Source organism: Streptomyces sp. NPDC002742 (genome assembly GCF_042888885.1).
GTDB lineage: Bacteria > Actinomycetota > Actinomycetes > Streptomycetales > Streptomycetaceae > Streptomyces.
Genome location: NZ_JBIAQF010000045.1, coordinates 1 through 22,474, shown reverse-complemented (window position 1 = coordinate 22,474; position 22,474 = coordinate 1). Strand labels below are relative to the sequence as shown.

20 protein-coding genes and 1 pseudogene are annotated in these 22,474 nt (G+C 71.2%); 6 read left to right on the top strand and 15 right to left on the bottom strand.

Features of this window, described 5'->3' with window-relative positions; genetic code table 11:
• Window positions 1-28 precede the first annotated feature (28 nt).
• The 3 genes from ACFYW8_RS42380 (at window position 29) to ACFYW8_RS42370 (ending at window position 2,326) form a co-directional block, all read left to right on the top strand.
• Window positions 29-412 carry a BlaI/MecI/CopY family transcriptional regulator gene (locus ACFYW8_RS42380; protein WP_389092402.1) on the top strand — a complete coding sequence of 128 codons (384 nt, stop codon included), beginning with the start codon at window positions 29-31 and terminating at the stop codon, window positions 410-412.
• On the top strand, window positions 409-1,308 hold the full coding sequence (locus ACFYW8_RS42375; RefSeq protein ID WP_389092398.1) for a M48 family metalloprotease: 900 nt from the start codon (window positions 409-411) through the stop codon (window positions 1,306-1,308). The genes ACFYW8_RS42380 and ACFYW8_RS42375 overlap by 4 nt, the downstream gene beginning before the upstream one ends.
• A 67-nt stretch (window positions 1,309-1,375) precedes the next feature.
• Complete coding sequence (locus ACFYW8_RS42370; protein WP_389092393.1) at window positions 1,376-2,326, top strand: endonuclease/exonuclease/phosphatase family protein; 951 nt, start codon at window positions 1,376-1,378, stop codon at window positions 2,324-2,326.
• Between the two features lie 123 nt (window positions 2,327-2,449).
• On the opposite strand, the gene ACFYW8_RS42365 is transcribed toward ACFYW8_RS42370, so the two are convergent.
• The 4 genes from ACFYW8_RS42365 to ACFYW8_RS42350 all read right to left on the bottom strand — a co-directional run bounded on the left by ACFYW8_RS42365 (window position 2,450) and on the right by ACFYW8_RS42350 (window position 7,654).
• Window positions 2,450-2,959, bottom strand: coding sequence for an O-acetyl-ADP-ribose deacetylase (locus tag ACFYW8_RS42365; protein ID WP_365880881.1), 510 nt, complete (start codon window positions 2,957-2,959; stop codon window positions 2,450-2,452).
• Window positions 2,956-4,365, bottom strand: coding sequence for an NAD(P)/FAD-dependent oxidoreductase (locus tag ACFYW8_RS42360; RefSeq protein WP_365880879.1), 1,410 nt, complete (start codon window positions 4,363-4,365; stop codon window positions 2,956-2,958). The genes ACFYW8_RS42365 and ACFYW8_RS42360 overlap by 4 nt, the downstream gene beginning before the upstream one ends.
• Before the next feature lie 164 nt (window positions 4,366-4,529).
• Window positions 4,530-5,396 carry an inositol monophosphatase family protein gene (locus ACFYW8_RS42355; RefSeq protein ID WP_389092385.1) on the bottom strand — a complete coding sequence of 289 codons (867 nt, stop codon included), beginning with the start codon at window positions 5,394-5,396 and terminating at the stop codon, window positions 4,530-4,532.
• A gap of 434 nt (window positions 5,397-5,830) precedes the next feature.
• On the bottom strand, window positions 5,831-7,654 hold the full coding sequence (locus tag ACFYW8_RS42350) for a gamma-glutamyltransferase family protein (protein WP_389092380.1): 1,824 nt from the start codon (window positions 7,652-7,654) through the stop codon (window positions 5,831-5,833).
• A 364-nt stretch (window positions 7,655-8,018) separates the two neighbouring features.
• Between ACFYW8_RS42350 and ACFYW8_RS42345 the strand changes: the two genes are divergently transcribed.
• On the top strand, window positions 8,019-8,555 hold the full coding sequence (locus ACFYW8_RS42345) for a hypothetical protein (protein ID WP_389092375.1): 537 nt from the start codon (window positions 8,019-8,021) through the stop codon (window positions 8,553-8,555).
• 218 nt (window positions 8,556-8,773) lie between these two features.
• Here the strand turns inward: ACFYW8_RS42345 and ACFYW8_RS42340 are convergent, their stop codons facing one another.
• The 4 genes and pseudogenes from ACFYW8_RS42340 to ACFYW8_RS42325 all read right to left on the bottom strand — a co-directional run.
• Window positions 8,774-9,283 carry a hypothetical protein gene (locus ACFYW8_RS42340; RefSeq protein WP_389092371.1) on the bottom strand — a complete coding sequence of 170 codons (510 nt, stop codon included), beginning with the start codon at window positions 9,281-9,283 and terminating at the stop codon, window positions 8,774-8,776.
• 254 nt (window positions 9,284-9,537) lie between these two features.
• On the bottom strand, window positions 9,538-9,987 hold the full coding sequence (locus tag ACFYW8_RS42335; protein WP_389092367.1) for a hypothetical protein: 450 nt from the start codon (window positions 9,985-9,987) through the stop codon (window positions 9,538-9,540).
• 22 nt (window positions 9,988-10,009) lie between these two features.
• On the bottom strand, window positions 10,010-10,741 hold the full coding sequence (locus ACFYW8_RS42330) for a DUF4232 domain-containing protein (RefSeq protein WP_389092363.1): 732 nt from the start codon (window positions 10,739-10,741) through the stop codon (window positions 10,010-10,012).
• 35 nt (window positions 10,742-10,776) lie between these two features.
• Window positions 10,777-11,204 (bottom strand): annotated as a pseudogene (locus ACFYW8_RS42325) (LuxR C-terminal-related transcriptional regulator); the annotation flags it as partial.
• Between the two features lie 32 nt (window positions 11,205-11,236).
• Between ACFYW8_RS42325 and ACFYW8_RS42320 the strand changes: the two are divergent.
• Window positions 11,237-11,641, top strand: a complete 405-nt coding sequence (locus tag ACFYW8_RS42320; RefSeq protein ID WP_389092359.1) for a hypothetical protein — start codon at window positions 11,237-11,239, stop codon at window positions 11,639-11,641.
• Window positions 11,642-12,153: 512 nt separating this feature from the next.
• Complete coding sequence (locus ACFYW8_RS42315) at window positions 12,154-12,816, top strand: hypothetical protein (protein ID WP_389092355.1); 663 nt, start codon at window positions 12,154-12,156, stop codon at window positions 12,814-12,816.
• Between the two features lie 58 nt (window positions 12,817-12,874).
• Here ACFYW8_RS42315 and ACFYW8_RS42310 read toward each other — a convergent pair whose 3' ends face one another.
• From ACFYW8_RS42310 to ACFYW8_RS42280, 7 genes are all read right to left on the bottom strand, one after another.
• Window positions 12,875-14,401, bottom strand: a complete 1,527-nt coding sequence (locus ACFYW8_RS42310; protein ID WP_389092350.1) for an NCS1 family nucleobase:cation symporter-1 — start codon at window positions 14,399-14,401, stop codon at window positions 12,875-12,877.
• Between the two features lie 128 nt (window positions 14,402-14,529).
• Window positions 14,530-15,552 carry a TIGR03842 family LLM class F420-dependent oxidoreductase gene (locus tag ACFYW8_RS42305; protein ID WP_365880861.1) on the bottom strand — a complete coding sequence of 341 codons (1,023 nt, stop codon included), beginning with the start codon at window positions 15,550-15,552 and terminating at the stop codon, window positions 14,530-14,532.
• A gap of 19 nt (window positions 15,553-15,571) precedes the next feature.
• On the bottom strand, window positions 15,572-16,972 hold the full coding sequence (gene hydA / locus ACFYW8_RS42300) for a dihydropyrimidinase (protein WP_365880859.1): 1,401 nt from the start codon (window positions 16,970-16,972) through the stop codon (window positions 15,572-15,574).
• Between the two features lie 220 nt (window positions 16,973-17,192).
• Window positions 17,193-18,035 (bottom strand): nitrilase-related carbon-nitrogen hydrolase, encoded by an 843-nt coding sequence (locus ACFYW8_RS42295; protein ID WP_365880857.1) that lies wholly within the window; start codon window positions 18,033-18,035, stop codon window positions 17,193-17,195.
• A gap of 237 nt (window positions 18,036-18,272) precedes the next feature.
• Window positions 18,273-19,829 carry a PucR family transcriptional regulator gene (locus ACFYW8_RS42290; RefSeq protein ID WP_389092341.1) on the bottom strand — a complete coding sequence of 519 codons (1,557 nt, stop codon included), beginning with the start codon at window positions 19,827-19,829 and terminating at the stop codon, window positions 18,273-18,275.
• Between the two features lie 153 nt (window positions 19,830-19,982).
• Complete coding sequence (locus ACFYW8_RS42285; RefSeq protein WP_365880851.1) at window positions 19,983-21,266, bottom strand: aspartate aminotransferase family protein; 1,284 nt, start codon at window positions 21,264-21,266, stop codon at window positions 19,983-19,985.
• Complete coding sequence (locus tag ACFYW8_RS42280; RefSeq protein ID WP_389092335.1) at window positions 21,263-22,105, bottom strand: nitrilase-related carbon-nitrogen hydrolase; 843 nt, start codon at window positions 22,103-22,105, stop codon at window positions 21,263-21,265. Before ACFYW8_RS42280 ends, ACFYW8_RS42285 begins: the two co-directional genes overlap by 4 nt.
• Window positions 22,106-22,474: the final 369 nt, after the last annotated feature.

Here is a 22,474-nt window from a genome sequence, read left to right as displayed (position 1 = left end):
CCCCCCTACACGCTGTAAGGTAACGGGCATGGCTGGCACAGGTCCCCGGGGAAGGGTGGAACGGCGCAGCGCGGGCGAGCTGGAGAGCGAAGTCCTCGCGGCCCTGTGGGCCACCGACGACGCGCTGACGCCCGCCGAGATCCAGGCCGAGATCGGCGGCGGACTCGCGTACAACACAGTGCACACCATCCTCAAACGTCTGTACGACAAAGGCCTTGTGCTCCGTGACGTTGACGGTCGGCGCGGCGCGTACCGGCCCGCCAAGAACGCGGCCCAGCTGACCGCCGAGGCCATGCACGAGGCGCTCGGCCGCGGGCCCGATCCGATCGCGGCCCTCCAGCAGTTCGTCTCCGGGCTCAGCCGTCAGGAGGAGGAGGCCCTGCGCGACCTCCTCGGAGGGAAGGGGCCATGAGGATCGACGTCTACGTTCCGCTCGTACTGGCGCTGCTCCTCACCGCGATCGCCCCGCAGGTCGGCAGGCGGGTGTCGCCGGCCCTCGCGGCCCGCGTCCTCACCGCGGCCGCGGTGCTGACCGCGGCCGCCTCGACGTGGGCCCTGCTGCTGCTCGGGGTCACCCTGATCGACCAGACGCCGGCCGTGATCGCCGAGGCCGGCGAGGAGGGCCGGGCGCTGCCCGAGCCCGTCCCTGAGGCCGTGGCCGTCCTGGCGGTGGCCGCCCTCGCCGTGATCACCCATCGGCTCCTCCGTGTCGTACGAACACACGTCGCGACCCGCCGGTTCCTGCGCAGGCTCTGCGAGGGGCACCCTCCGGACAGCGAGCTCGTCGTCGCCGCGTCGCCGACCCCGCACGCCTTCGCCATCCCCGGCAAGCCGGGCCGGATCCTGGTCACGGCCGCGATGCTCGGTGCGCTGGAGCCCGCCGAACGGCGTGTCCTGCTCGCCCACGAGCGCGCTCATCTCGCCCACCGGCACGCGGCGTTGTCGACCGCCGTCGCCCTTGCCGCGGCGGCGAACCCCCTGCTCGTGACCGTCCGTGAGACCGTCGCCTTCCTGCTGGAACGCTGGGCCGACGAGGAGGCCGCGAGCGCCGTCGGAGACCGGCACACGACGGCACGCGCGCTGGCGCGTGCCGCCCTGGTCTCCCAGCGCGCCCGCCCGGGATGTGCCCTGTACTTCTCCGAACACGCCGTCACCCGCCGGATCGCGGCCCTGCGGACCGCCCCGCCGCCCGTCGCACGGTCCGTCGGCGCGGCCGTACTCGCGCTCGGCGCCCTGCCCGCGCTGGGCGCGGCCGACGCCACGGGCGACCTGCTGCGACTGCTGGGCGAGAGACTTCCCTGGGTATAGGGAACCGGGCCGATGCTCGCGGCCACGCTGGGTACGGTCGCGGCTCCCGCTGGGTACGGTCGCGCTCATGACATCTTCCGAGACGGCTCACCCCGGCCCCTCGCGCTCGGGGCGGGTGCGGTTCGCGACGTTCAACGTGCTGCACGGCCGGCCGATGGCGGACGGCAGGCCCGTCTCCGTCCCGGCCGCCGCGGGCCCCGAGGCGCCCCTCGTCCGGGCCGTCGCGTCACTGGACGCCGATGTGCTGGCGCTTCAGGAGCTGGACCGGCTTCAGGAACGATCGGGCACGGTGGACCAGGCGTCGGCCGCCGCCGCGGGGTCCGGCGCGCGCCACTGGCGCTACGCCTCCGCGTTCCACGGTGCCGTTCGGACGGGTGGCGGCTGGGTCCCGGCGCTGCCCGAACCGGGGCTGCGGGTGTACGGCCCGCGCGAGACCGGAGCGGGCGACGACGCCCCCTCGCACGGCATCGCTCTGCTCTCCCGGCTGCCCGTACTGCACTGGAGGGCACGGCGGCTGGCCCCGGCGCCGGTCCCCATGCCGCTGCGGACACCCGGACGCCGCGGGCTCACCGTCTCCAGGGACCAGCCGCGGGCTGCGCTGGCGGCCGTTCTGGAAGGGAGCCGCGGACCGTTCACCGTGGTGGCACTGCACCTGTCGTTCGTGCCCGGCTGGAACATCCGCCAGTTGCTCGCCGTCCGCGCCTGGATCGCCGACCTGCCCCGGCCCCAGGTGCTTCTGGGCGACTTCAACCTGCCCGGCGCGCTTCCGCGGGCGGTCCTCGGCGCGGCCGGACCGGTCGGCGGCGGGATCCGCCGGACCCGGCCGGGAAGCACCCCCGCGCCGCACCACGGCTGGCGGGATCTGGCCCTTGCGCCCACCTATCCGGCACACCGTCCCCTCGTCCAGCTGGACCACGTGCTGGCCACCGGAATCGAGGCGGGCGCGGCCCGTGGGGTGCGCGCCCCGGGCACCGCGATCTCTGATCACCGGCCCCTGGTGGTCGATCTGTCCATGTGACCGGACGGCACGGCCGCTGCGTCGCAGCGCCCCGGCAGGCCACCCGTACACTCCGCCCCGGCCGCACGCGCCGGCTCGGCTCCCGCGTGCCGGCTCGGCTCCCGCGTGCCGAGAATGCCGCCGTCAGCGCAGCTGCCCGGCGAACGCGTCGTATGCCGTTTCGTCGAAGAGCACGAAGCGGACCTCCTCGACGTCGGTGCTCGCGGCCCGGACGGTCTCCACCGCGATGCGCGCCGCGTCGTCCATCGGCCAGCCGTAGATGCCCGCGGAGACGGCGGGGAACGCGACGGTACGGGCGCCGAGCTCGTCGGCGACCCGCAGCGACTCCCGGTAGCACGACGCCAGCAGCTCCGACCGGTCCTCTTCCCGGGCATGGCGAGGACCCACGGTGTGGATCACCCAGCGGGCGTCGAGGTCACCCGCGGTCGTGGCGACCGCCCGGCCGGTCGCCAGTCCCTTGCCGTAGTGGCCGGCGCGCAGCCTGCGGCAGTCGGCCAGGATCGCCGGGCCGCCGCGGCGGTGGATGGCCCCGTCGACGCCCCCGCCGCCGAGCAGCGAGGAGTTCGCCGCGTTGACGACGGCGTCGACGCTCTGCCGGGTGATGTCGCCCTGCACCAGCGTGATCGTGGTCATGACTCTCTCAGCCTCCTCCAGACGGCCTTGGCCGCGTTGTGCCCCGACATGCCGTGCACTCCGGGACCGGGCGGGGTGGCCGAGGAGCACAGGAAGACGGCGGGGTGCGGGGTGCTGTACGGGAACAGGGACAGCTTGGGGCGGAGCATGAGCTGGAGTCCGGAGGCGGCGCCGCAGGCGATGTCGCCGCCCACGTAGTTGGCGTTGCGGGCCGCGAGTTCGGGCGGTCCGGCGGTCGCGCGGGCCAGGACCCGGTCACGGAAGCCCGGGGCGAAGCGCTCCAGCTGGCGCTCGATCGCGTCGGTGAGGTCTCCGGTCCAGCCGCTGGGGACATGGCCGTACGCCCAGAAGACCTGTTTGCCCTCGGGGGCCCGGGACGGATCCACGACGCTCGGCTGCACGGTGATCAGGAACGGCGCGTCGGGTGCCCGGCCCTCGCGCGAGGCCGCCCGCAGCGCGGTGCCGATCTCCGCTCTGCTCGCCCCGACCTGCACCGTCCCGGCGACCCGGGCCCTCTCCGCGGTCCAGGGCACGGGCCCGTCCAGCGCATAGTCGATCTTGAAGGCGCCCGCGCCGTACCGGTAGCCCTCGTAGTACCGCCCGAACCCCGCGATACGGGCCAGCGCCTTGGGCGAGGTGTCGAAGACGTACGCGCGCGCGGGAGGCAGATCGTCCAGGCGTTTGACCTCGTAGTCGGTGTGGACGGCGCCGCCGAGGTCCAGGAGATACGCGGTGAGCGCGTCCGAGATGGACTGGGATCCCCCGCGTGCCACGGGCCAGCCCCGGGCGTGCGCGGCCAGCGCGAAGACCAGGCCGACGGCGCCCGTGCCGATACCCTCCAGCGGCGCGATGACGTGCGCCACCAGACCCGCGAACAGGGCTTTGGCCCGCTCGTCGCGGAAGCGGCGCATCAGCCAGGTCGACGGCGGCAGCCCGGCCAGACCGAAACGGGCGAGGGTGACGGGGTCCCGGGGCAGCGCGGTCAGCGGCAGCGACATGAAGTCGTGCGCCAGGGTGTCCCACTTGCTCAGGAACGGCGCGACGAGCCTGCGGTACGCGCCGGCGTCACGCGGTCCGAAGGACGCCGCCGTCTCCGCCACCGACCGCGAGAGCACCGCCGCCGAGCCGTCCGGGAACGGGTGCGCCATGGGCAGCTCGGCGTGCAGCCACTCCAGGCCGTACCGCTCCAGGGGCATCGCCCGGAAGGCGGGCGAGTTCACGCCCAGCGGATGCGCCGCCGCACACGGGTCGTGCCGGAATCCGGGCAGGGTCAGCTCTTCGGTGCGCGCTCCCCCGCCCACCGTGTCGCGGGCCTCGAACACGGCCACGGAGAAGCCCCGGCGGGCCAGCTCCACGGCAGCCGTCAGTCCGTTCGGCCCCGCACCCACCACGACCGTATCGAGCATCGACGGCACCTTCGGACTCCTTTGTCAGCCGACGGCCACTGAGGATCAGGATATGCCGGAGGACTGACAGCCCTTACGGCACGGGGCGTTGGAGGACAACGCCCCGGCACCGCGGGCCGGCCGCCGGACGGGACCGGAACCCTCGCGGGCCGCGGGGCTCCCGCTCAGGCCCCGGCATCCACCTGTTCGGGCTGTGCCGCCAGCAGGGCGGTCACCCGGCGGGCCGTGGCCTCGTCCCTGGCCGCCGTGAACGGCAGCGCGTTGCCCCCCGTGACCCGGAAGGGCTCGCCGCCGAGTGTCAGATGGGCGCCGCCCGCCTCCTCGACGAGCAGCAGACCCGCCGCGTGATCCCATGCCGCCTCCCATGAGAAGGCCACCGCGTCCAACTCGCCGCGAGCGATGGCCAGATATTCCAGGCCTGCCGATCCGCACGGGCGCGGGACGACGCCCTCGACGCGCAGGCCCAGGAGTGCGCGCTTCTGCTCGTCCGTCGTGTAGTCCGGGTGGGAGGTCGCGACGTCGAGGTCGCGGCCGGGATCGGGCGAACCGGAGCGCAGCGGCACGCCGTCGAGCAGCGCACCCCGGCCCCGGACGGCGACGGCGAACTCGTCGCGCGCGGGGGCGTAGGTCCACGAGGCGTGCACCACGCCGTCCAGCACGAGCGCGACCAGTGTGCAGAACCCGGAGTCGCCGTGCACGAACTGCCGGGTGCCGTCGACGGGGTCGACGATCCAGACCGGCGCCGTGCCTTGGATCGCTTCGTAGCTGGCCGGGTCGGCGTGCACCGCCTCCTCGCCGACCACGACCGAGCCGGGCAGCAGCGCGGTGAGGGCCTCGGTGAGGTACTTCTCGGCCAGTCGGTCGGCGTCCGTCACGAGGTCGTGCGGGCCGGACTTCTGGTCGATCTCGTGCGCGGCGAGCTGCCGGAACCGGGGCATGATCTCGGCGGCGGCGGCCTTGCGAATGGCGTGTTCCACGTCCGGCGTGCGGTGTGCGAGAAACTCGTCGATGGTTTCGATTTGTTCGATCATGGCTCCATGACAGCACGCGCCACTGACAATCCCCACCCCTCCGGGGTACTCAGGGTGGAATCACCATGAATTCCCGGGGCGGGACGATCACCGGCACCGGGCCCGCGGTCACGACCGGGACGAGACCGTCGGGCGGGCCGCGGGGAAGCCGTCGACCCGCCGCCGAAAGCCGTCCGGCCCGCCACCGGGAGGCCGTCGAGCGGGGCCGCCGGAAGAGGGGTACGTCGGCTGGGAGACAGCCGGACCGCGGTGAGCGGGCCGGGCGGGCGGGCATGGGCAACCGATGCCGGACCGCGGTGAACAGACCGGGCGCGCGGGCATGGGCAACCGATGCCGGACCGCGGTGAACAGACCGGCCGCGCGGGCATGGGCAACCGATGCCGGACCGCGGTGAACAGACCGGGCGGCCTCGGCGACCGGTGCCGGGCCGCGCCTCATCGTCCGACCGCGTACCCCTGCATCCCGCGCGGATTGGCCCCCGCCGACAGGACGCCCGTCGCGGGATTCCGGGCCACCGCGCACAACCGCCCCTCGGACCAGGACTCGGCGACCGTGACGTCGTGGCCCCGGCGTCGCAGCTCCTCGACGACCGTCTCGTCCGTGCGGGACTCGACGGTGAGGCTGCCCGGGCGCATGCCGCGCGGATAGAAGGAGCCGGGGAAGCTGTCGTTGTGCCAGTTCGGGGCGTCGATCGCGCCCTGGATGTCGAGCCCGCCGCGCACGGGCGGTCGCAGTGCCACGGACAGGAAGAAATGCGTCTGCCACTGGTCCTGCTGGTCGCCACCGGGGGTGCCGAACGCCATGACCGGTACTCCGTCACGCAGCGCCAGAGAGGGCGTCAGCGTGGTGCGCGGGCGGCGGCCCGGTGTCAGGGAGTTGGGCAGCCCCTCGTCCAGCCAGGCCATCTGGAGCCTGGTGCCGAGCGGGAAGCCCAGTTCGGGGACGACCGGGTTGGACTGGAGCCAGCCGCCGCTGGGGGTGGCGGCGACCATGTTGCCCCATCGGTCGACGACGTCCAGGTGACAGGTGTCGCCCCGGGTGCCGCCGTCGGATGCCACGTCGGGTTCCGCCGCCGCGCGGGCCATGGTCGGCTCGCCGGCGCCCGGCACCGCGAGCGCGTCGAAGCCGGGCTCCCCGGCGGCCACCACGCGCGCGTGCCCGCTCAACCGCGGATCACGGCCGCCGGGGCTGCCGGGACGCAGCTCGTACGACGCCTTGTCCCCGACGAGCGCCCGCCGGGCGGCGTTGTAGGGCTCCGACAGCAGTTCGTCGAGCGGTACCTCGGCCGCGTCGCCGTACCAGGCCTCCCGGTCGGCCATGGCGAGCTTGCAGCCCTCGACGAGCAGGTGGACGTACTCGGCGGAACCGTAGCGGGGCAGTTCGGGCGGGAGCAGCGCCAGTTGCTGGAGGAGGACCGGGCCCTGGCTCCAGGGGCCCGCCTTGCACAGGGTCCAGCCCCGCCAGTCGTACGTCGCCGGGGCCTCGTAGGTCGCGGACCAGCCGGCCAGGTCGGCGGCTGTCAGAGTGCCGGTGTGACGCTCGCCGCTGGTGTCCATGGTGGGCCGCCGGGCCTGCCGGACCAGGGCCTCGGCGATGAAGCCGGAGCGCCACACCTCTCGTGCCGCGTCGATCTCCGCGACCCGGTCCCCGGCACCGGAGACCTCGTCGAGCAGTCGTCGCCAGGTCGCGGCGAGAGCGGGGTTGCGGAACAGCTCGCCGGGGCGCGGCGGCCTGCCGCCCGGCAGGTACACCTCGGCCGACGAGGTCCACTCCGTCTCGAACAGTTCGCGTACGGCATCCACCGTCTCGCCGACACGCTCCACGGGCGGGTGCCCGTCCTCGGCGTATCCGATGGCGTACTTCAGGACGTCCGCGAGCTGCTTGGTGCCGTGGTCGCGCAGCAGCGTCATCCAGGCGTCGAACGCGCCCGGCACCGCGGCGGCGAGCGGGCCCGTGCCGGGTACGAGATCCAGACCGAGTCCCCTGTAGTGGGCGATCGTCGCTCCGGCGGGTGCGACGCCCTGCCCGCACAGCACCCGCACGGCACCGTCCGCGGGGGCGAGGATGATCGGGACCTCGCCCGCGGGTCCGTTGAGGTGGGGTTCGACGACGTGCAGGACGAATCCGGCCGCGACGGCGGCGTCGTAGGCGTTGCCGCCGTCCTCCAGGACGGCCATCGCGGACTGCGAGGCGAGCCAGTGCGTGGAGGACACCATGCCGAAGGAACCCTGCAGGGTCGGACGAGTCGTGAAAAGCATCTGTCACCTCGGTGTTTGCGTGCGCCGGTCGGCCCATCGAACATCAGAGCGCCTCGACCGCTACCGCCGAGAACACTTCACCCACCCGGCGTGGGCAACTGCCGGGGTGACGGTGTCCGGGCTCGGCCCTCGACACCGCGGGGTTCGCGACCGGTCGGTAGGGTGTGCGGCTCGACGAAGATCAACCGCGCGCGGCCGGGGGGTCGTTGGGGGAAGGGGCGGGCCGTGGGCAATCTGCCCGGTGCATTCGCGACGCCTCGGATTCTGCGTCATTTCGGGGCCACCGGCGAGCACATGCCTCCGGAGGGCACCGCGGCGGCGGACGCACCGGCCGGACATTCAGCCAAGGAGAGACACACAGGCAATGGAAGCAACCCCGCCCCTCCGATCCCACGACGACGGCACCACGGTGGGACTGTTCTGGGTCACCGCGGACGGCGCGTACGTGGGTGCCCCCTCGGCGGCGCCGGCTCCTCGCGTGGTGCTCAGGGCCTCAGGGCCCCGCGTCACCGGTCCGCACGAACGTGACTGGGCGTGGTCCGACATCGAGGGTCTCGAGGTCACCGAAGTCCCGGTCCGCTCCAGGGCGCAACGCTGGGCGACCCACGCCGCGAGCTTCGCCGCGGCAGCCCTGGACGCCTGGGTGCCGAGCAGTCCCACCGAGATGACCGTATCCATCACCGCACCCGACTGCACAGTCCTGACGCCTGTCTACTCCAGCGCCGCCGTCGCCTACTCCGGGCGCGAGGTCGATCTCTCCCGCCAGTTGATCGGCCGCTTCACGCGGGGCACCGCGAGTCCTACCGTCATGACCGAGTGGTGGGAACAGAACCGGCCGGCCAGAGTTCTCCGGTCGCGTGAGCGGGAGGCCCTCCTCGAACTCTGGCTCGCGTCGCCCTGAGCGGGCGCAGACCGAAGACCAGGGCGGAGACGCGCTCCCCGGGTGCCGTCGTGCCGGAGGCCATGGGAGGCGAGAGTTCCCTTTCGGCTTTCCCGTGCGAGAAATGTTCCGAAACACAGTCGAAATGGGAAAACAGGGCCCGGCTCGCGGCGATCCGGGCCCTGCCGCGGTCCGCGAGTGGAGGTGCGGCTCCTTCTGGAGACAGCGACGAAATCAGGTCACTTCCGCGGCGAAGCCTCGACACTCGCCTTGGCGAAGAAGTCATCGGCGATGGCGCGCGCCCTGGGCAGGTCACCGAGCGGCTCGCCGACAATGCGGCCCGCCAGCTCGGCCGCCAAGGCGAAGACGCCTTCGCGCAGTTCCGCCTCGGCGATGATGCGGTCCGCGTCGAGTTGCGCCCTGGCCGCCGCCACCAGGTCTCCGCGCTGCTCCTGGCCCTCGGCACGCAGCGAAGCGAGAAGTTCGGCTCCCTCTTGCGTGGCCGTCTGCCGAATCCGTGCCGCCTCGTGGCGGGCAGCACCGAGCGCCTCCTGGTACTCGGCGTGAATACGCCGAGCGTTCTCCTGAACAGCTTCCGCGCGCTCCGTGGTGCCCCCGATCGCATCCTCGCGTTCATTGAGGGTGTTCTGGATACGCGGAACCAGTAATTTCGCAAACACTCCGAAGACCGAGAGGAAACAAATCAAGCCAACAACGAGTTCGGGAAGAGGTGGATTCAAAGGTCCCATATCGCGAATGATAGCAACGCAGGTTCTATTGCGCGTCGCCACATCATTCGGGGCAGGTGGTCTCCATTCCACAGGGCGAATCAGAGACTTTCCGTCCATTTACGGATTTGTCTCCTGTCCGTCCTGACAGGGGAGGCCCGAGACCCAGACCGAGACCGAGCGCTTCCCCCGCCTTCCCCCTGGAGAGCCACCGGTCCGACTCCAACGACGAAATCCTCAGCCGGCCCAGCACCGCGGGCGCTTGTTCGGGCGGCTCATCCCTGAAGTCTCATCCCCCGGGGCGAGGTGAGGCCCTTGGTGGGGTGGGCGCGGAAGGTCGCCGTCCGGACGGTGGGCGGGCAGGACGCGCCGTTGGGGTGATCCTCCGTCAGCCTGGCGCGGGTGCTGTCCTCGACGACGGTGTCGCCGCTCTTCACGGACGTCACGGTGAGCCGCACCGGCGCGGTGGACGCGCCGACGCCGTCGGGAAGTCGGACCGAAAGCAGGGCGAACGGGTCATCGGGATCGCCCGACGCCCGCTCTTCGCAGGTGCCGCGCACGCACAGCCGGATCTTCGCCGCGTCCAGGCTGCCGAAGTCGGCGGGCCGCCACACGGCGGAGACCTGCGAGTCCGCATCGGCCTTGGTGCACGGTGCGTCCTGGCCGAGGAGCGAGCATCCCGTCAGGATTGCCGCCAGCAGCGGTACGAGAAGGAGTCGGCGCATGTCAGTGCCACTCTATCGGCGCTCAGGACGCGGGTGCCCAGGCCGTCGTCCCGAGCGTGTTCTCCGGACCGATGTCGAGGTAGTCCGACAGCCGCAGGGTGACGGCGTCCTGTCCCTTCTGCGGTGCGACGCGCAGATACACGCCGTGCTGGGCCGCCATCCGCCAGTAGAGGGCCGCATGTGCGCTGTCGCCCGGGTTCAGCGTGAAGGGCTCGGGGCCGGGGTCGGCGGGCGCCATGGGCACCTTGTCCGTCCCCACCACACTGTGCACCCCGCTCATCGGGGCACCCTCCTCATCGAGGACCTGGCCGATGGCCGGGTAGCCGTTCACCTTGTACGGCCGCTTGCCGCAGTCGGTGAGGGTCAGCGTCACGGCACGCAGGCCCATGGCCGCGTTGACGAGTCCGGTTTCGAGGCGCAGGCCGGACGGCGGGCAGCCACGGCCCTGTTGCACCGGTGACGACTTCGAGGGCTCGGGCACTTCGATGACGAGCGAATCCGGACCGGAGGACCGGTCCGGGACGTGTGTCCGCCCGGGGTCGCGCTCACGGTCGAGTTCGGCGGACAGGCCGCACCCGCTGGTGGTCGTGGCGACCAGGCAGGCGAGGACGACCGGGCGGACCCACTTCGCCCGGATGCCGGCGGCCCGGGACCGGTCACCTCGTGGGGGCGCGGCGACAGTGGAGGCACCGGCCTGCTTCGGACGCTGGGCGGCAGCTGCCGCGTCTGCCCGTTCCGGGCTGGTCGCGATCACGGGCCGATCATGGCACGGAAGTCCGGCGGAGGGCATCACCGCGCCTGCCCTCGCGCCGTCACCAGGCCCGACTCGTAGGCGAAGACGACGAGTTGGGCCCGGTCGCGGGCGGCCAGCTTCGTCATCGCGCGGCTGATGTGGGTCTTGCCGTCAGCGGACTGATGACCATGTGCGTGGCGATCTCCTCGTTGCTCAGGCCACGCGCGGCGAGCGCGGTGACCTCGCGTTCGCGGCGGGTGAGGCTTTCGAGGCCCGGCGCCGTGGCCCGGTCGGGAGGCCGGGCGACGAACTCCCCGATGAGGGTGCGGGTCACCGAGGGCGACAGCAACGCCTCCCCGTGGGAGACGACTTCGGTGGCCTGGAGCAGATCGGCGGGCTCGGTGTCCTTGAGCAGAAATCCGCTCGCCCCGACCCGCAGCGCCTCGAAGACGTACTCGTCCAGGCCGTGGTCGGTGAGGATGAGACGCGTACACCCAACTGGCTTCGGACTTCGGTATGGAGCGTCCGGCCACCTTCGTCGCCCTCTCCTCCGCGCCCGAACTGCTCACCGCCACATGGGTATTGACTCGGGAGTCACTGATCGCGGGTGCAGGCGACCGGACCGGGAAGGAACTCGCCGCGCCCGGAGTGTCGTTGGCCAACCGGTGCCCCTTCCGCGTGGACGCGCACACGATGTTGCTGTACGCCACCGGGGACCATTCCCCCGTCGAAGCGATCGCACTCGGGGAGACACCCTCGGACGAGCGGCAGGCACGCGTGCCGGGCGAGACGGACGCCCGGAGCACCGGAGTTGACGCCGTATCCGTTCCCCGCCGCGCACGCCCCGGCGCACCTCGGCACCATGCTCACCTTCCACCTTGCTTTCGGGCGGGGTGCCTGCGTCCTTCAGGGCCGGGGTGAATGCCCGACTGTGCGCCGCCGGCCCGCACCGGGTGCGGGTCTCACGCTGCTCGACGCCCCGGACGGGTCCCGACCGGGCACGGGGCACCTCCGTCGGCCCCGCCTGCGCCGCACTGCGTGACGCCGCCACCGCGGGCGGAGGACTGCTCGACGAGGCGGACCGTGCCCTCGTAGGGGAAACGCTCCGGGGATGGGACAGCGCGCATCCGTCACTCGCGCGGAAGGGCCTCCCGGACCGTTCACGTCCGGGAGCGCGGCCGGCGCCGCTGGCCGCCCTCGCCCCGTACCGCATCACGGACGCGGAATGGCGGAATACAGAGCAGGCAGCGATCGCCGGGGCGAACAAAACAGGCATCCCGCGACAGCATCAGCCAATCGCCGCCAAGGTGAGTCACTGTCACTACCCGGGCACGAAGTCGGCCGGCCCTTCCGCACCACAGCGTCTCGTGTGACACTGGCGTCCCGTCCGCAGTGCGGACCGTCTCCGCACCATCCCCCACGAGAAGTGCGCTTTGGGTTCTCTTCCTCTGCCGCTCGCGCTCGCCGCGCGCCTGCTGCCGGTCGCTCTGCTCGCCTCCGCGGGCTGGGCCCTGGCCGCGGGCCCGTCCGCAGCGACCCCCAACGCCGAGGACAAATCAACGCAGAAGCAGACAAACGGCTCACCATCGGCTCCTTCGGCCTCGACTGCCGTCAAGAAGTTCGCCGCGTCACCGGCCCCCTGCGGCGGCATCCAGGTCGCGACGATCAAGTCCCTGGTCCCCGGCGCCAAGACAGCCGGCCAGGAGATCGCGTCGACCGACAAGGCGCTGCGCCGCACCTGTTCGTGGAACGCGCTGAAGGGCTTCGACTACCGCTGGCTCGACGTCTCGTACGAGATCAAGGAGTCGGACGCCGCGGCGAAGAAGGCCTACAAGGACCGCGTCGCCGCCAAGAGCGGCGGCGGGGCGGTGCCGGGTGTCGGCGACTCCGCCTACTCCGTGGTCAATCTCAGTACCGAGGACAAGCAGCAGACCCGCGAGGGCGTGGTGATCGTCCAGGCGTCCAACGCGCTCGTGGTCGTCACCTACAACGGCAGTGACTTCGAGACCAAGAAGGCGCCCGGCACCGAAGAGATCAACAAGGGTGCCATCAAGGCGGCCAAGGACGCGACGGCGGCACTGAAAGCCGGCGGGTAGAACTGACTGCGGCACCGAAGGACGGCCAGAAGATCTGGCCGCCCTCCGGTCGCCGCGGTCAGACCGTGGTTCGGTCCTTTCCGCGCAGCAGCATCAGGGCCAAGTACAGGGCCATCGACGTGCCGAGACCGACCGCCCATCCGTAGTCGGCGAGCGATTCCAGCGCCGGGATGGGCCGTCCGTCGATCAGCGGGTGGAAGTCCGCGCCGCCGACGGCCAGGACGCCGCCGGTGACGAAGGCGGCCACGGCGCGCCAGTTCCAGCCGCCGTCGTACCAGTAGCGGCCGCCCGTGCGGTACAGGTCGGCGAGGTCGAGCTTGGTGCGGCGCAGGATCCAGTAGTCGGCGATGAGGATGCCGGCGACCGTCCCGAGCAGACCGCCGACCAGGCCGAGCCAGGTGAAGATGTAGCCCTGCGGGTCGGAGTACAGCTTCCACGGGAAGATCAGCACACCGAGGACACAGGTGGCGAGCGCGCCGGTCCGGAAGTTGATCTTCCGGGGCGCGATGTTGGAGAAGTCGAAGGCCGGGGAGACCAGGTTGGCCGCGATGTTCACGGACAGTGTCGCGACCAGCACGGTGACCAGCGCGAAGATGATGCCGGCGACGTTGTCCGTCTTCGCGGCCAGCTGGACCGGGTCCCAGATGGCCTTGCCGTACACCGCCTGCGAGCCCGAGGTGACCATGACGGACAGGAAGGCGAAGAGCGTCATCGTGGTGGGAAGGCCGAGTGCCTGCCCCCAGGTCTGCGCCTTCTGGCTCTTTCCGTACCGGGTGAAGTCCGGGATGTTCAGCGACAGGGTGGACCAGAAGCCGATCATGCCCATCAGGGAGGGCCAGAACAGCTTCCAGAAGTCACCGCCCCAGCCGAGCTTCGACGGCTGGTCGAGCAGCGGCCCGAAGCCGCCGGCCTTGCTGCTCATCCACCACAGCATCACGCCGGCGCCGACGAGCACGAAGGGCGCGGCCCAGTTCTCGAACCGGCGGATGGTCTCCATACCCCGGTAGATGATGGCTACTTGGAGCGCCCAGAAGATCGCGAACGACAGCCACATGGTCCAGGCGTGACCGCCGACCTGCGAGGCGTTCCTCCAGCCGTCGCCGAAGAGCTTGCCCGCGAGGAAGTAGATCGCCTCGCCGCCGATCCAGGTCTGGATGCCGAACCAGCCACACGCCACCAACGCCCTTACGACAGCGGGGAGGTTGGCCCCGCGGACCCCGAAGGAGGCGCGGGCGAAGACCGGGAAGGGGATGCCGTACTTCGGTCCCGCGTGCCCGGTGAGCAGCATCGGGACGAGCACGATGAGGTTCGCCAGGGCGATGGTGAGGACGGCCTGCTTCCAGTCCATGCCGACGGCTATCAGGCCCGAAGCCAGCGTCCAGGAAGCGGTGTTGTGGGCCATGCCGACCCACAGGGCCGAGAAGTTGTACGTGGTCCAGGTGCGCTTCTCGACCGGGACCGGCAGCAGGTCCTCGTTGGCGTAGGGGCCGGTGGGCGCGGGAGCGTCGGGTGCGATCTCCACCCGGCCGTCGGGGAGCGTGACCTGTCCGGCGGGCGGGCTGTCCGGGGGGACGGTTTCTGTCATGAGCAGGCCAATCAATGAGGAGTGACGGGAAAGGCCGTGCGGGGACGAACTGCGGGGGGGTGCGCGGGGAGCGCCCTGGTCCCCTTCCCGGGACGGCGGGAAGGGGAGACTGAGGGGGCGGCCTTCGGTTACTGCCCGTTGACGCCGGGGATGACCCGTGTTCCGTACGCGTCGATGGTGGCCTCCTGGGCGTCGTGCATGTCGTAGACGGCGAACTGGTCGACGCCGAGCTCGCGCAGCGCGTTCAGCTTCTCGATGTGCCGCTCGGCCGTGCCGATCAGACAGAACCGGTCGACGATCTCGTCGGGCACGAACGCCGTGTCGGGGTTGTCGGCCCGTCCGTGGTGCGAGTAGTCGTACCCCTCCCGGGCCTTGATGTACTCGGTGAGTTCGTCGGGTACGGCGGCCGAGTGCTCGCCGTACTTGGAGACCAGGTCGGCGACGTGGTTGCCGACCATGCCGCCGAACCAGCGGCACTGCTCACGGGCGTGGGCGAGCGCCTCCGGCGAGTCGTCCTCGGTGATGTACGCGGGCGCGGCCACGCAGATCTTCACCTCGGCGGGGTCGCGCCCGGCCTCGGCCGCCGCGTCCTTCACGGCCTTGACCATGTACTCGGTGAGGTAGAGGTCGGCGAGCTGGAGGATGAAGCCGTCGGCCTCCTCGCCGGTCATCTTCAGCGCCTTCGGGCCGTACGCGGCCATCCAGACAGGCAGTTCGGCCCCCGGCCTGACCCACGGGAACTTGATGACGGTGCCGCCGAGGTCGGCCTCGTCGCCCCGGCCGAGGGCGCGGATGACCTTCATCGCACCGCTTATGCGGGCGAGCGTGTTGGGCTTGCGTCCGGCGACGCGCATCGCCGAGTCGCCGCGCCCGATGCCGCACACCGTGCGGTTGCCGTACATGTCGTTGAGCGTCGCGAAGGTGGAGGCGGTGACCTCCCAGGTGCGGGTGCCCGGGTTGGTGACCATCGGGCCGACCGTCAGCTTCTCGGTGTTGGCGAGAATCTGACTGTAGATCACAAAGGGTTCCTGCCAGAGCACGGCCGAGTCGAAGGTCCAGCCGTACGTGAAGCCGTTGGCCTCGGCCCGCTTCATCAGCTCGATGACACGGGAGGCCGGGGGGTCTGTCTGCAGGACGAGTCCGAAGTCCATTGGCGCCGCTCCTGGTCGCTCAGAGAAGGTACTGACAGGTGGATCGGGGGGTGTAGACGCCGTGGCCCGCGCGTCCGGTGAACTCCCGCTCGGTGATGACCGGTTCGCCACGCGAGAGCACGGTCTCGACCCGCCCGGTGACGCGCTTGCCCTCGTACGCCGAGTAGTCGACGTTCATGTGGTGGGTCTCGACCGACATGATCTGCTCGGCGTGCGGGTCGTAGATCACGACGTCGGCGTCGGCACCGGGCGCGATGGTGCCCTTCTTCGGGTACAGGCCGAACATCCGGGCCGGGGTGGCGCAGGCGATCTCGATCCAGCGCCGCCGGGAGATGTGACCGTCGACGACGGCCTGGTGCAGCAGGTCCATGCGGTTCTCGACGCCGGGAAGGCCGTTGGGGATCTTCGAGAAGTCGCCGCGGCCCAGCTCCTTCTGGCCGGTGAAGCAGAACGGGCAGTGGTCCGTCGACACGACCTGGAGGTCGTTGGTGCGCAGGCCGCGCCACAGGGCCGCCTGGTGCTCCTTGGGGCGGAGCGGCGTACTGCACACGTACTTCGCACCCTCGAAGTCCGGTTCCGCGAGGTTGTCGGTCGACAGGAACAGGTACTGGGGACAGGTCTCGCCGAAGACGTTCAGGCCTTCGTCGCGCGCGCGGGCGATCTCGGCGACGGCTTCGGTGGCGGAGACGTGCACGACGTAGAGCGGGGCGCCGGCGACCTGGGCGAGCTTGATGGCGCGGTGGGTGGCCTCGGCCTCCAGCAGCGCCTTGCGCACCTCCCCGTGGTAGCGCGGGTCGGTCTCGCCGCGGGCCAGTGCCTGTTCGACGAGCACGTCGATCGCGATGCCGTTCTCGGCGTGCATCATGATGAGCCCGCCGTTCTCGGCGGAGCGCTGCATGGCGCGCAGGATCTGGCCGTCGTCGCTGTAGAAGACGCCGGGGTAGGCCATGAACTGCTTGAACGAGGTGACGCCCTCCTCGACCAGCAGGTCCATCTCCTTGAGCGTCTCCTGGTTGACGTCGGAGACGATCATGTGGAAGGCGTAGTCGATGGCGCACTTGCCGTCGGCCTTGGCGTTCCAGGCGTCGAGGCCCTCACGCAGGGAATGACCGACGCTCTGGACCGCGAAGTCGATGATGGTGGTGGTGCCGCCCCAGGCGGCGGCCCGGGTGCCGGTCTCGAAGGTGTCGGAGGCGAAGGTGCCACCGAAGGGCAGCTCCATGTGGGTGTGGGCGTCGACACCGCCCGGAATGACGTACTTGCCGGTGGCGTCTATGGTCCGCTCGGCCGTCCACGACTCGGCCGCGGGCGTGCCGCTCGCGGCGAGGGCGGCGATCCGGCCGTCCTCGATCAGGACGTCGGCGTGGATCTCGTCGGACGCGGTGATGACGAGACCACCCCGGATGACGGTACGGCTCATGCTCCCTCTCCTTCCGGTCGTGCGTGCGCTGAGGGGGTTGTCGGGCTGTCAGGGACTGAGGTCGGCACTGTTTCCTGGCGAGAGGGCTCGTGAGGCGGTTCGCGAGCGGGACCGTGCGGACCGCCGTGCCGCGGGTGGTTCCGGGCGCCGCCGTCCGGCGCCCGGAACCGGTCCGGGCCCGCGGTCCGGAAAGCCTCCGCGCCCGCGGCCCGGGGAGGCCCTAGGGCGCGGTCAGCGGCCCGTACGTCCCCGGGGCGCGGTCGCGGTAGAACTGCCACCGGTCGCGGACCTCGCGGAGTTTGGCCATGTCCAGGTCGCGGACGACGAGTTCGGTCTCCTTGTCGCTCGCCACCTCGCCGACGAACTGGGCTTCGGGGTCCACGAAGTACGAGGTCCCGTAGAAGTCGTTGTCGCCGTACTCCTCGACGCCCACGCGGTTGATCGCGCCCACGAAGTACTCGTTGGCGACGGCCGCGGCCGGCTGCTCCAGCTGCCAGAGGTAGCCGGACAGGCCGCGTGAGGTCGCCGAGGGGTTGAAGACGATCTCGGCGCCCGCGAGGCCGAGCGCCCGCCAGCCCTCCGGGAAGTGCCGGTCGTAGCAGATGTACACGCCGATCCGGCCGACGGCCGTGTCGAAGACGGGCCAGCCGGAGTTTCCGGGCCGAAAGTAGAACTTCTCCCAGAATCCAGGGACTTGGGGGATGTGGGTCTTGCGGTACTTGCCCAGGTAGGAACCGTCGGCGTCGATCACGGCCGCGGTGTTGTACAGGACGCCGGGCTGCTCCTCCTCGTACATCGGCAGTACGAGGACCAGGCCCAGTTCCTCGGCCAGCGCCTGGAAGCGCCGGACGATCGGACCTTCCGGGATCTGCTCGGCGTACGCGTAGAACTCTTTGTCCTGGACCTGGCAGAAATACGGTCCGTAGAACAGCTCCTGGAAGCACAGGACCTGGGCGCCCTGCGCGGCCGCGTCGCGGGCCGCCTGCTCGTGGACCTGGATCATCGATTCCTTGTCGCCGGTCCATGCGGTCTGGAAGACGGCGGCGCGGATCACTCTGTTCATCGGGACCTCCGGTCGCTCGGTGTGCGAGGAGCCTAGAAAGCCCGGACGGATGCTTTGAGTTGCACCGTGTCACGTCTGAAGCGCTGTGCCGTTCCACGGTGTCACCTCCGCGTAGTTCCGTGTTTCACCTGAGTCGTCGGGTGTTTCGACGTTGTTGCCCATCGGGATCTCACCGTTGTCGTGCGCCTGGAATCCCGTTGGCGCGCGGAGGGCTTCACCGGTGCTGTGCATGGAGCCTCACCGTTGTTGTGCGTCGTGCGCGAGCAGGGCGATGTGGACGGAGGCGGCCTGTTCGAAGTCGTCGAGGTCGACGCCGAGGCGCGCCTGTATGACCTCCAGACGGCGGTAGAGCGCGGGCCGGCTGACGTGGTGGAGCTGTGCGGTGCGGGACTTGTTGCGGCCGGTGGCGAGATAGGTCCGCAGTACGGGCAGCAGCCGCGGGTCCGTCTCCGCCCCCGAGAGCAGCCCGTCGAGCTCCCGTTCCGCGAAGGACTGGACGTGCGGGTCGTCGCGGAGCAGCCGGACCAGGCCGCGCAGATGGACGTCACGCAGCCGCACCAGAGCGGGCTGGTCCAGGTCGGCGGGTGTGTCGGCGGCGGCCTCGGCCACGTGCAGGGCTTCGCGCAGTCCGGCGGGGACGTCGTCCCAGGCGGTTCTGGGTCCGGCGGCGGCCACAGTGGTGGAAACTCCGGTCTCGTGCCGCAGCCGCAGGGCGAAGTGCGCGGCCAGGGCGTCCGCGTCCTGGTCCCGGGCGAGGCTGAGCAGCAGGGCGGTGGCTCCGTCGGACAGTTCGGCGACGAGCCCCGGCAGCCCCAGCAGCCTGAGCACCCGGTCGAGTCGGACGGGATCACCGTTGCGGACCACCAGGGGTACGAAGGTTCGGCGGTTGACGGGCAGTCCGGCGGCCCGCGCTCGCGGCAGGAGCTGGCGGGCCGGTACGACACCGCTCACCAGGTCGGTCAGCAGGCCCTGCGCGGACTCCTCCTCCCAGGTGTGGGCGGAGCCGCCGAGCATGCGGTGCAGGACCAGGGCCTCGGCGGCGCGGTCGGCCAGCAGCCGTCCGGTCGCCGCGTCGCCCCGGTGGCCGCACAGCACGATGCGGCCCCATCTCTCGCCCCGTCCGCCCAGTTCGGCACGGATCCACCCGTCGCCCTCGCTGCCGCCCGCCTGCCGGGCGATGCGGTCCCAGTCGCGCAGCACGTCGTCTACGGCGGAGCGTTCGCCGGCGGTGGCGAGGACCCGGTGGGCCAGGTTGGTGACGACGACGGGGCAGGCGGTGTGCACGGCGATCTCGTCGAGCATCCGCTGGAGCGGGGCCCCGGTGGTGATGAGTCCGGTGAGCGCGGTGCGTACGGCCTCGGAGAGGCTCACGGCGGCGAACTTGCTGCGCACCAGGCGGGACTGGACCTCCTCCGTCAACTCGGCGAAGGGGAAGGGCCGGTGGAGGACCACCATCGGCAGTCCGCAGCGTTCGGCGGCCCGGCGCATCACGTCCGGGGGCGCGGGGAAGGCGCGGCCGAGTCCGAGGACGACCGCGGCGGCCTCGGCGCGGTGCAGCGAGCGGATGTACTCGGCCTGGGCGTCGGGGTCGCCCGCGAGCAACACCCCTGTGGTGAGGACCATTTCGCCGCCGCTGAGCATGACGCCCACGTCGGCGGCCTCGGCGACGTGCACCCAGCGGACGGACCGGTCGAGGTGGCCGGCGCCGGCCACCACCTCGGGCTCTCCGGCGAGCACCCGGTCCAGGGCGAGGACCTGGCGTACCGACAGGGCGGGTTCCAAGGCGGTGGTCATGGCGGCGTTCCCCTTTTTCCGTGGCTCGGTTCGCCTCCGGATCGCTGCGGCCGGTGTCGGTGATCCGGCGCGCGCCCGGCCCTTCGGGTCTTCGCGCGCCCGGTCTTCGACACCGCCCGCCTCTTCGGCTCACCCGCCCTTGCTCAAAATCCGTTACTGGGCCCGCCTCAGGGCGCGTTCCAGGATCGCCGCGCCCTCCTCCGCCTCCGCCACGGTGAGGGAGAGCGGCGGTGCGATGCGCAGCACGCTGGTGTCGTGACCGCCGCCCTTGCCGATCAACAGGCCCTCCTCGCGGGCCGCTTCGAGTACGGCCGCGGCCCCTTCGGGGTTCGCCCGGTCGGTGCCTGGCCGGACGAGCTCGATGCCGATCATCAGTCCGCGCCCGCGCACCTCGCGCACACCGTCGAACCGCGCGGCGACCGCGCGGAGCCGTTCGATGAGCAGGCCGCCGACGCGCCGGGCGTTGCCCTGGAGGTCGTGTTCGAGTAGGTAGGTGAGGTTCGCGAGCCCCGCCGCCATCGTGACGGGTGAACCGCCGAAGGTCGAGATGGAGTTGGAGTCCAGGCCGTTCATGATCTCGGCGCGGGCGACGACGCCGCCGATGGACATGCCGTTGCCGATGCCCTTGGCGAAGGTCAGCATGTCGGGCGGGCCGGAGGCGGCGTGGGCCTGCCAGCCCCAGAAGTGCTCGCCGGTGCGGCCCCAGCCCGTCTGCACCTCGTCGGAGATCCAGAGGATGCCGTGCTCCTGGAGGACGTCGCGGAAGGCCGCGTAGAGGCCGTCGGGCGGTGCGGTGAAGCCGCCGACGCCCTGGACGGGTTCGGCGATCAGCGCGGCGGGCGGGCGCACATGACCGAGCAGGTCTTTGAGGTCCTCGACACAGGCGGCGATGAACGCGTCGTCGCCGAGATCGGCGTACGGGCCGCGGCTGCGGACACCACCGTGCACGTAGAGCGTCTGGAGCGGTGACAGGGAGGTGGGTGACCAGCCCTTGTTGCCGGTGATCCCGACCGCGCTGAACGAGCGGCCGTGGTAGCTGTTGCGCATGGCCAGGATCTGATTGCTCCGCCGGTGGGCGGTGGCCAGCAGCAGGGCCGTGTCGTTGGCCTCGGTGCCGGAGGTGGTGAAGAAGACGCGGGCGTCGGGGATGCCGGACAACTGGGCGACACGCTCGGCGAGTTCGACCATCGGCCGGTTGAGGTAGAGCGTCGAGGAGTGGATGATCCGGCCGGCCTGCTCGCTGACCGCCTTCGTCACCTCGGGCAGGGCGTGAGCGGTCATCGTGGTGAGGATGCCGCCGAAGAAGTCGAGGTACTTGTTGCCGTCCGCGTCCCAGACGTGGCGGCCCTCGCCGTGGGTGATCTCGATCGGGTCCGCGTAGTAGAGGGCGAGCCAGTCGGGCAGGACGGCCTGGTGGCGGGCGTACAGATCGGTCATGGCTGCACCAGCCCTTCGTAGGCGTCGGGGCGCCGGTCGCGGTAGAACGCCCACTGCCGGCGTACTTCCTCGATGAGGCCGAAGTCCAGGTCGCGGACGAGGAGTTCCTCGGCCTTGTCGCCGGCCGTCTCGCCGACGAACTGTCCGCGCGGGTCGACGAAGTACGAGGTCCCGTAGAAGTCGTTGTCGCCGTACTCCTCCTGCCCGACCCGGTTGATCGCGGCGATGAAGTACTCGTTGGCGACGGCCGCCGCGGGCTGTTCCAGCTGCCAGAGGTGGGCGGAGAGGCCGCGGGAGGTGGCGGAGGGGTTGTAGACGAGCTGGGCGCCGTTCAGGCCGAGCTGCCGCCAGCCTTCCGGGAAGTGCCGGTCGTAGCAGATGTAGACGCCGATCCGGCCGACCGCCGTGTCGAAGACGGGCCAGCCGAGGTTGCCGGGCTTGAAGTAGTACTTCTCCCAGAAGCCCTTCACCTGCGGGATGTGGTGCTTGCGGTACTTGCCGAGGTAGGTGCCGTCGGCGTCGATCACGGCCGCGGTGTTGTAGTAGAAGCCGGACTGCTCGACCTCGAACACGGGTACGACGATCACCATGCCGGTCTCGCGCGCGAGCTCACACATACGGGTGACGGTGGGCCCGTCGGGGACCGGCTCCGCCCAGCCGTAGTGCTCCGGCTCCTGGACCTGGCAGAAGTAGGGGGCGTTGAAGACTTCCTGGAATCCGATGACCTTGGCACCCTGCCGGGCCGCCTCGCGGGCGTGTTCCTCGTGCTTGGCGACCATGGATGCGGTGTCACCGGTCCAGGTGGCCTGGACCAGGGCGGCACGTACGACGTTGGCCATGAGCTGCTCCTTCGACGGGACGTCAGAGAGCCTCTACGCCCGTAGACAAAGGCTGTAGAGGCTCGAAAGTAAGCCCCCCGGACAGCCTTGCCAAGACCATCGTCGTTAACCCGCTGAGTCGATCACGTTTCTGACCCCCACGGGTGAGTGACGTGGCCCGTGGGGCCGGACGGTGCGGCCGATCGGAGGACCGGGCGATCCTCCTCGCCCGCGCGCGCACCGCCGTCCGCGCGCGGGGGCGGCCGGGCTCGCCCCGTCGTCCTCCGCCGCCCTTCCCCCGTTATCTTCTTCGCGGTTCCGCAACGGGACCGCTGGCCTCCGGGCCCGGCATGACTGTGTCCCCCTGTCGAAAGCATGACCTGGGGGGTG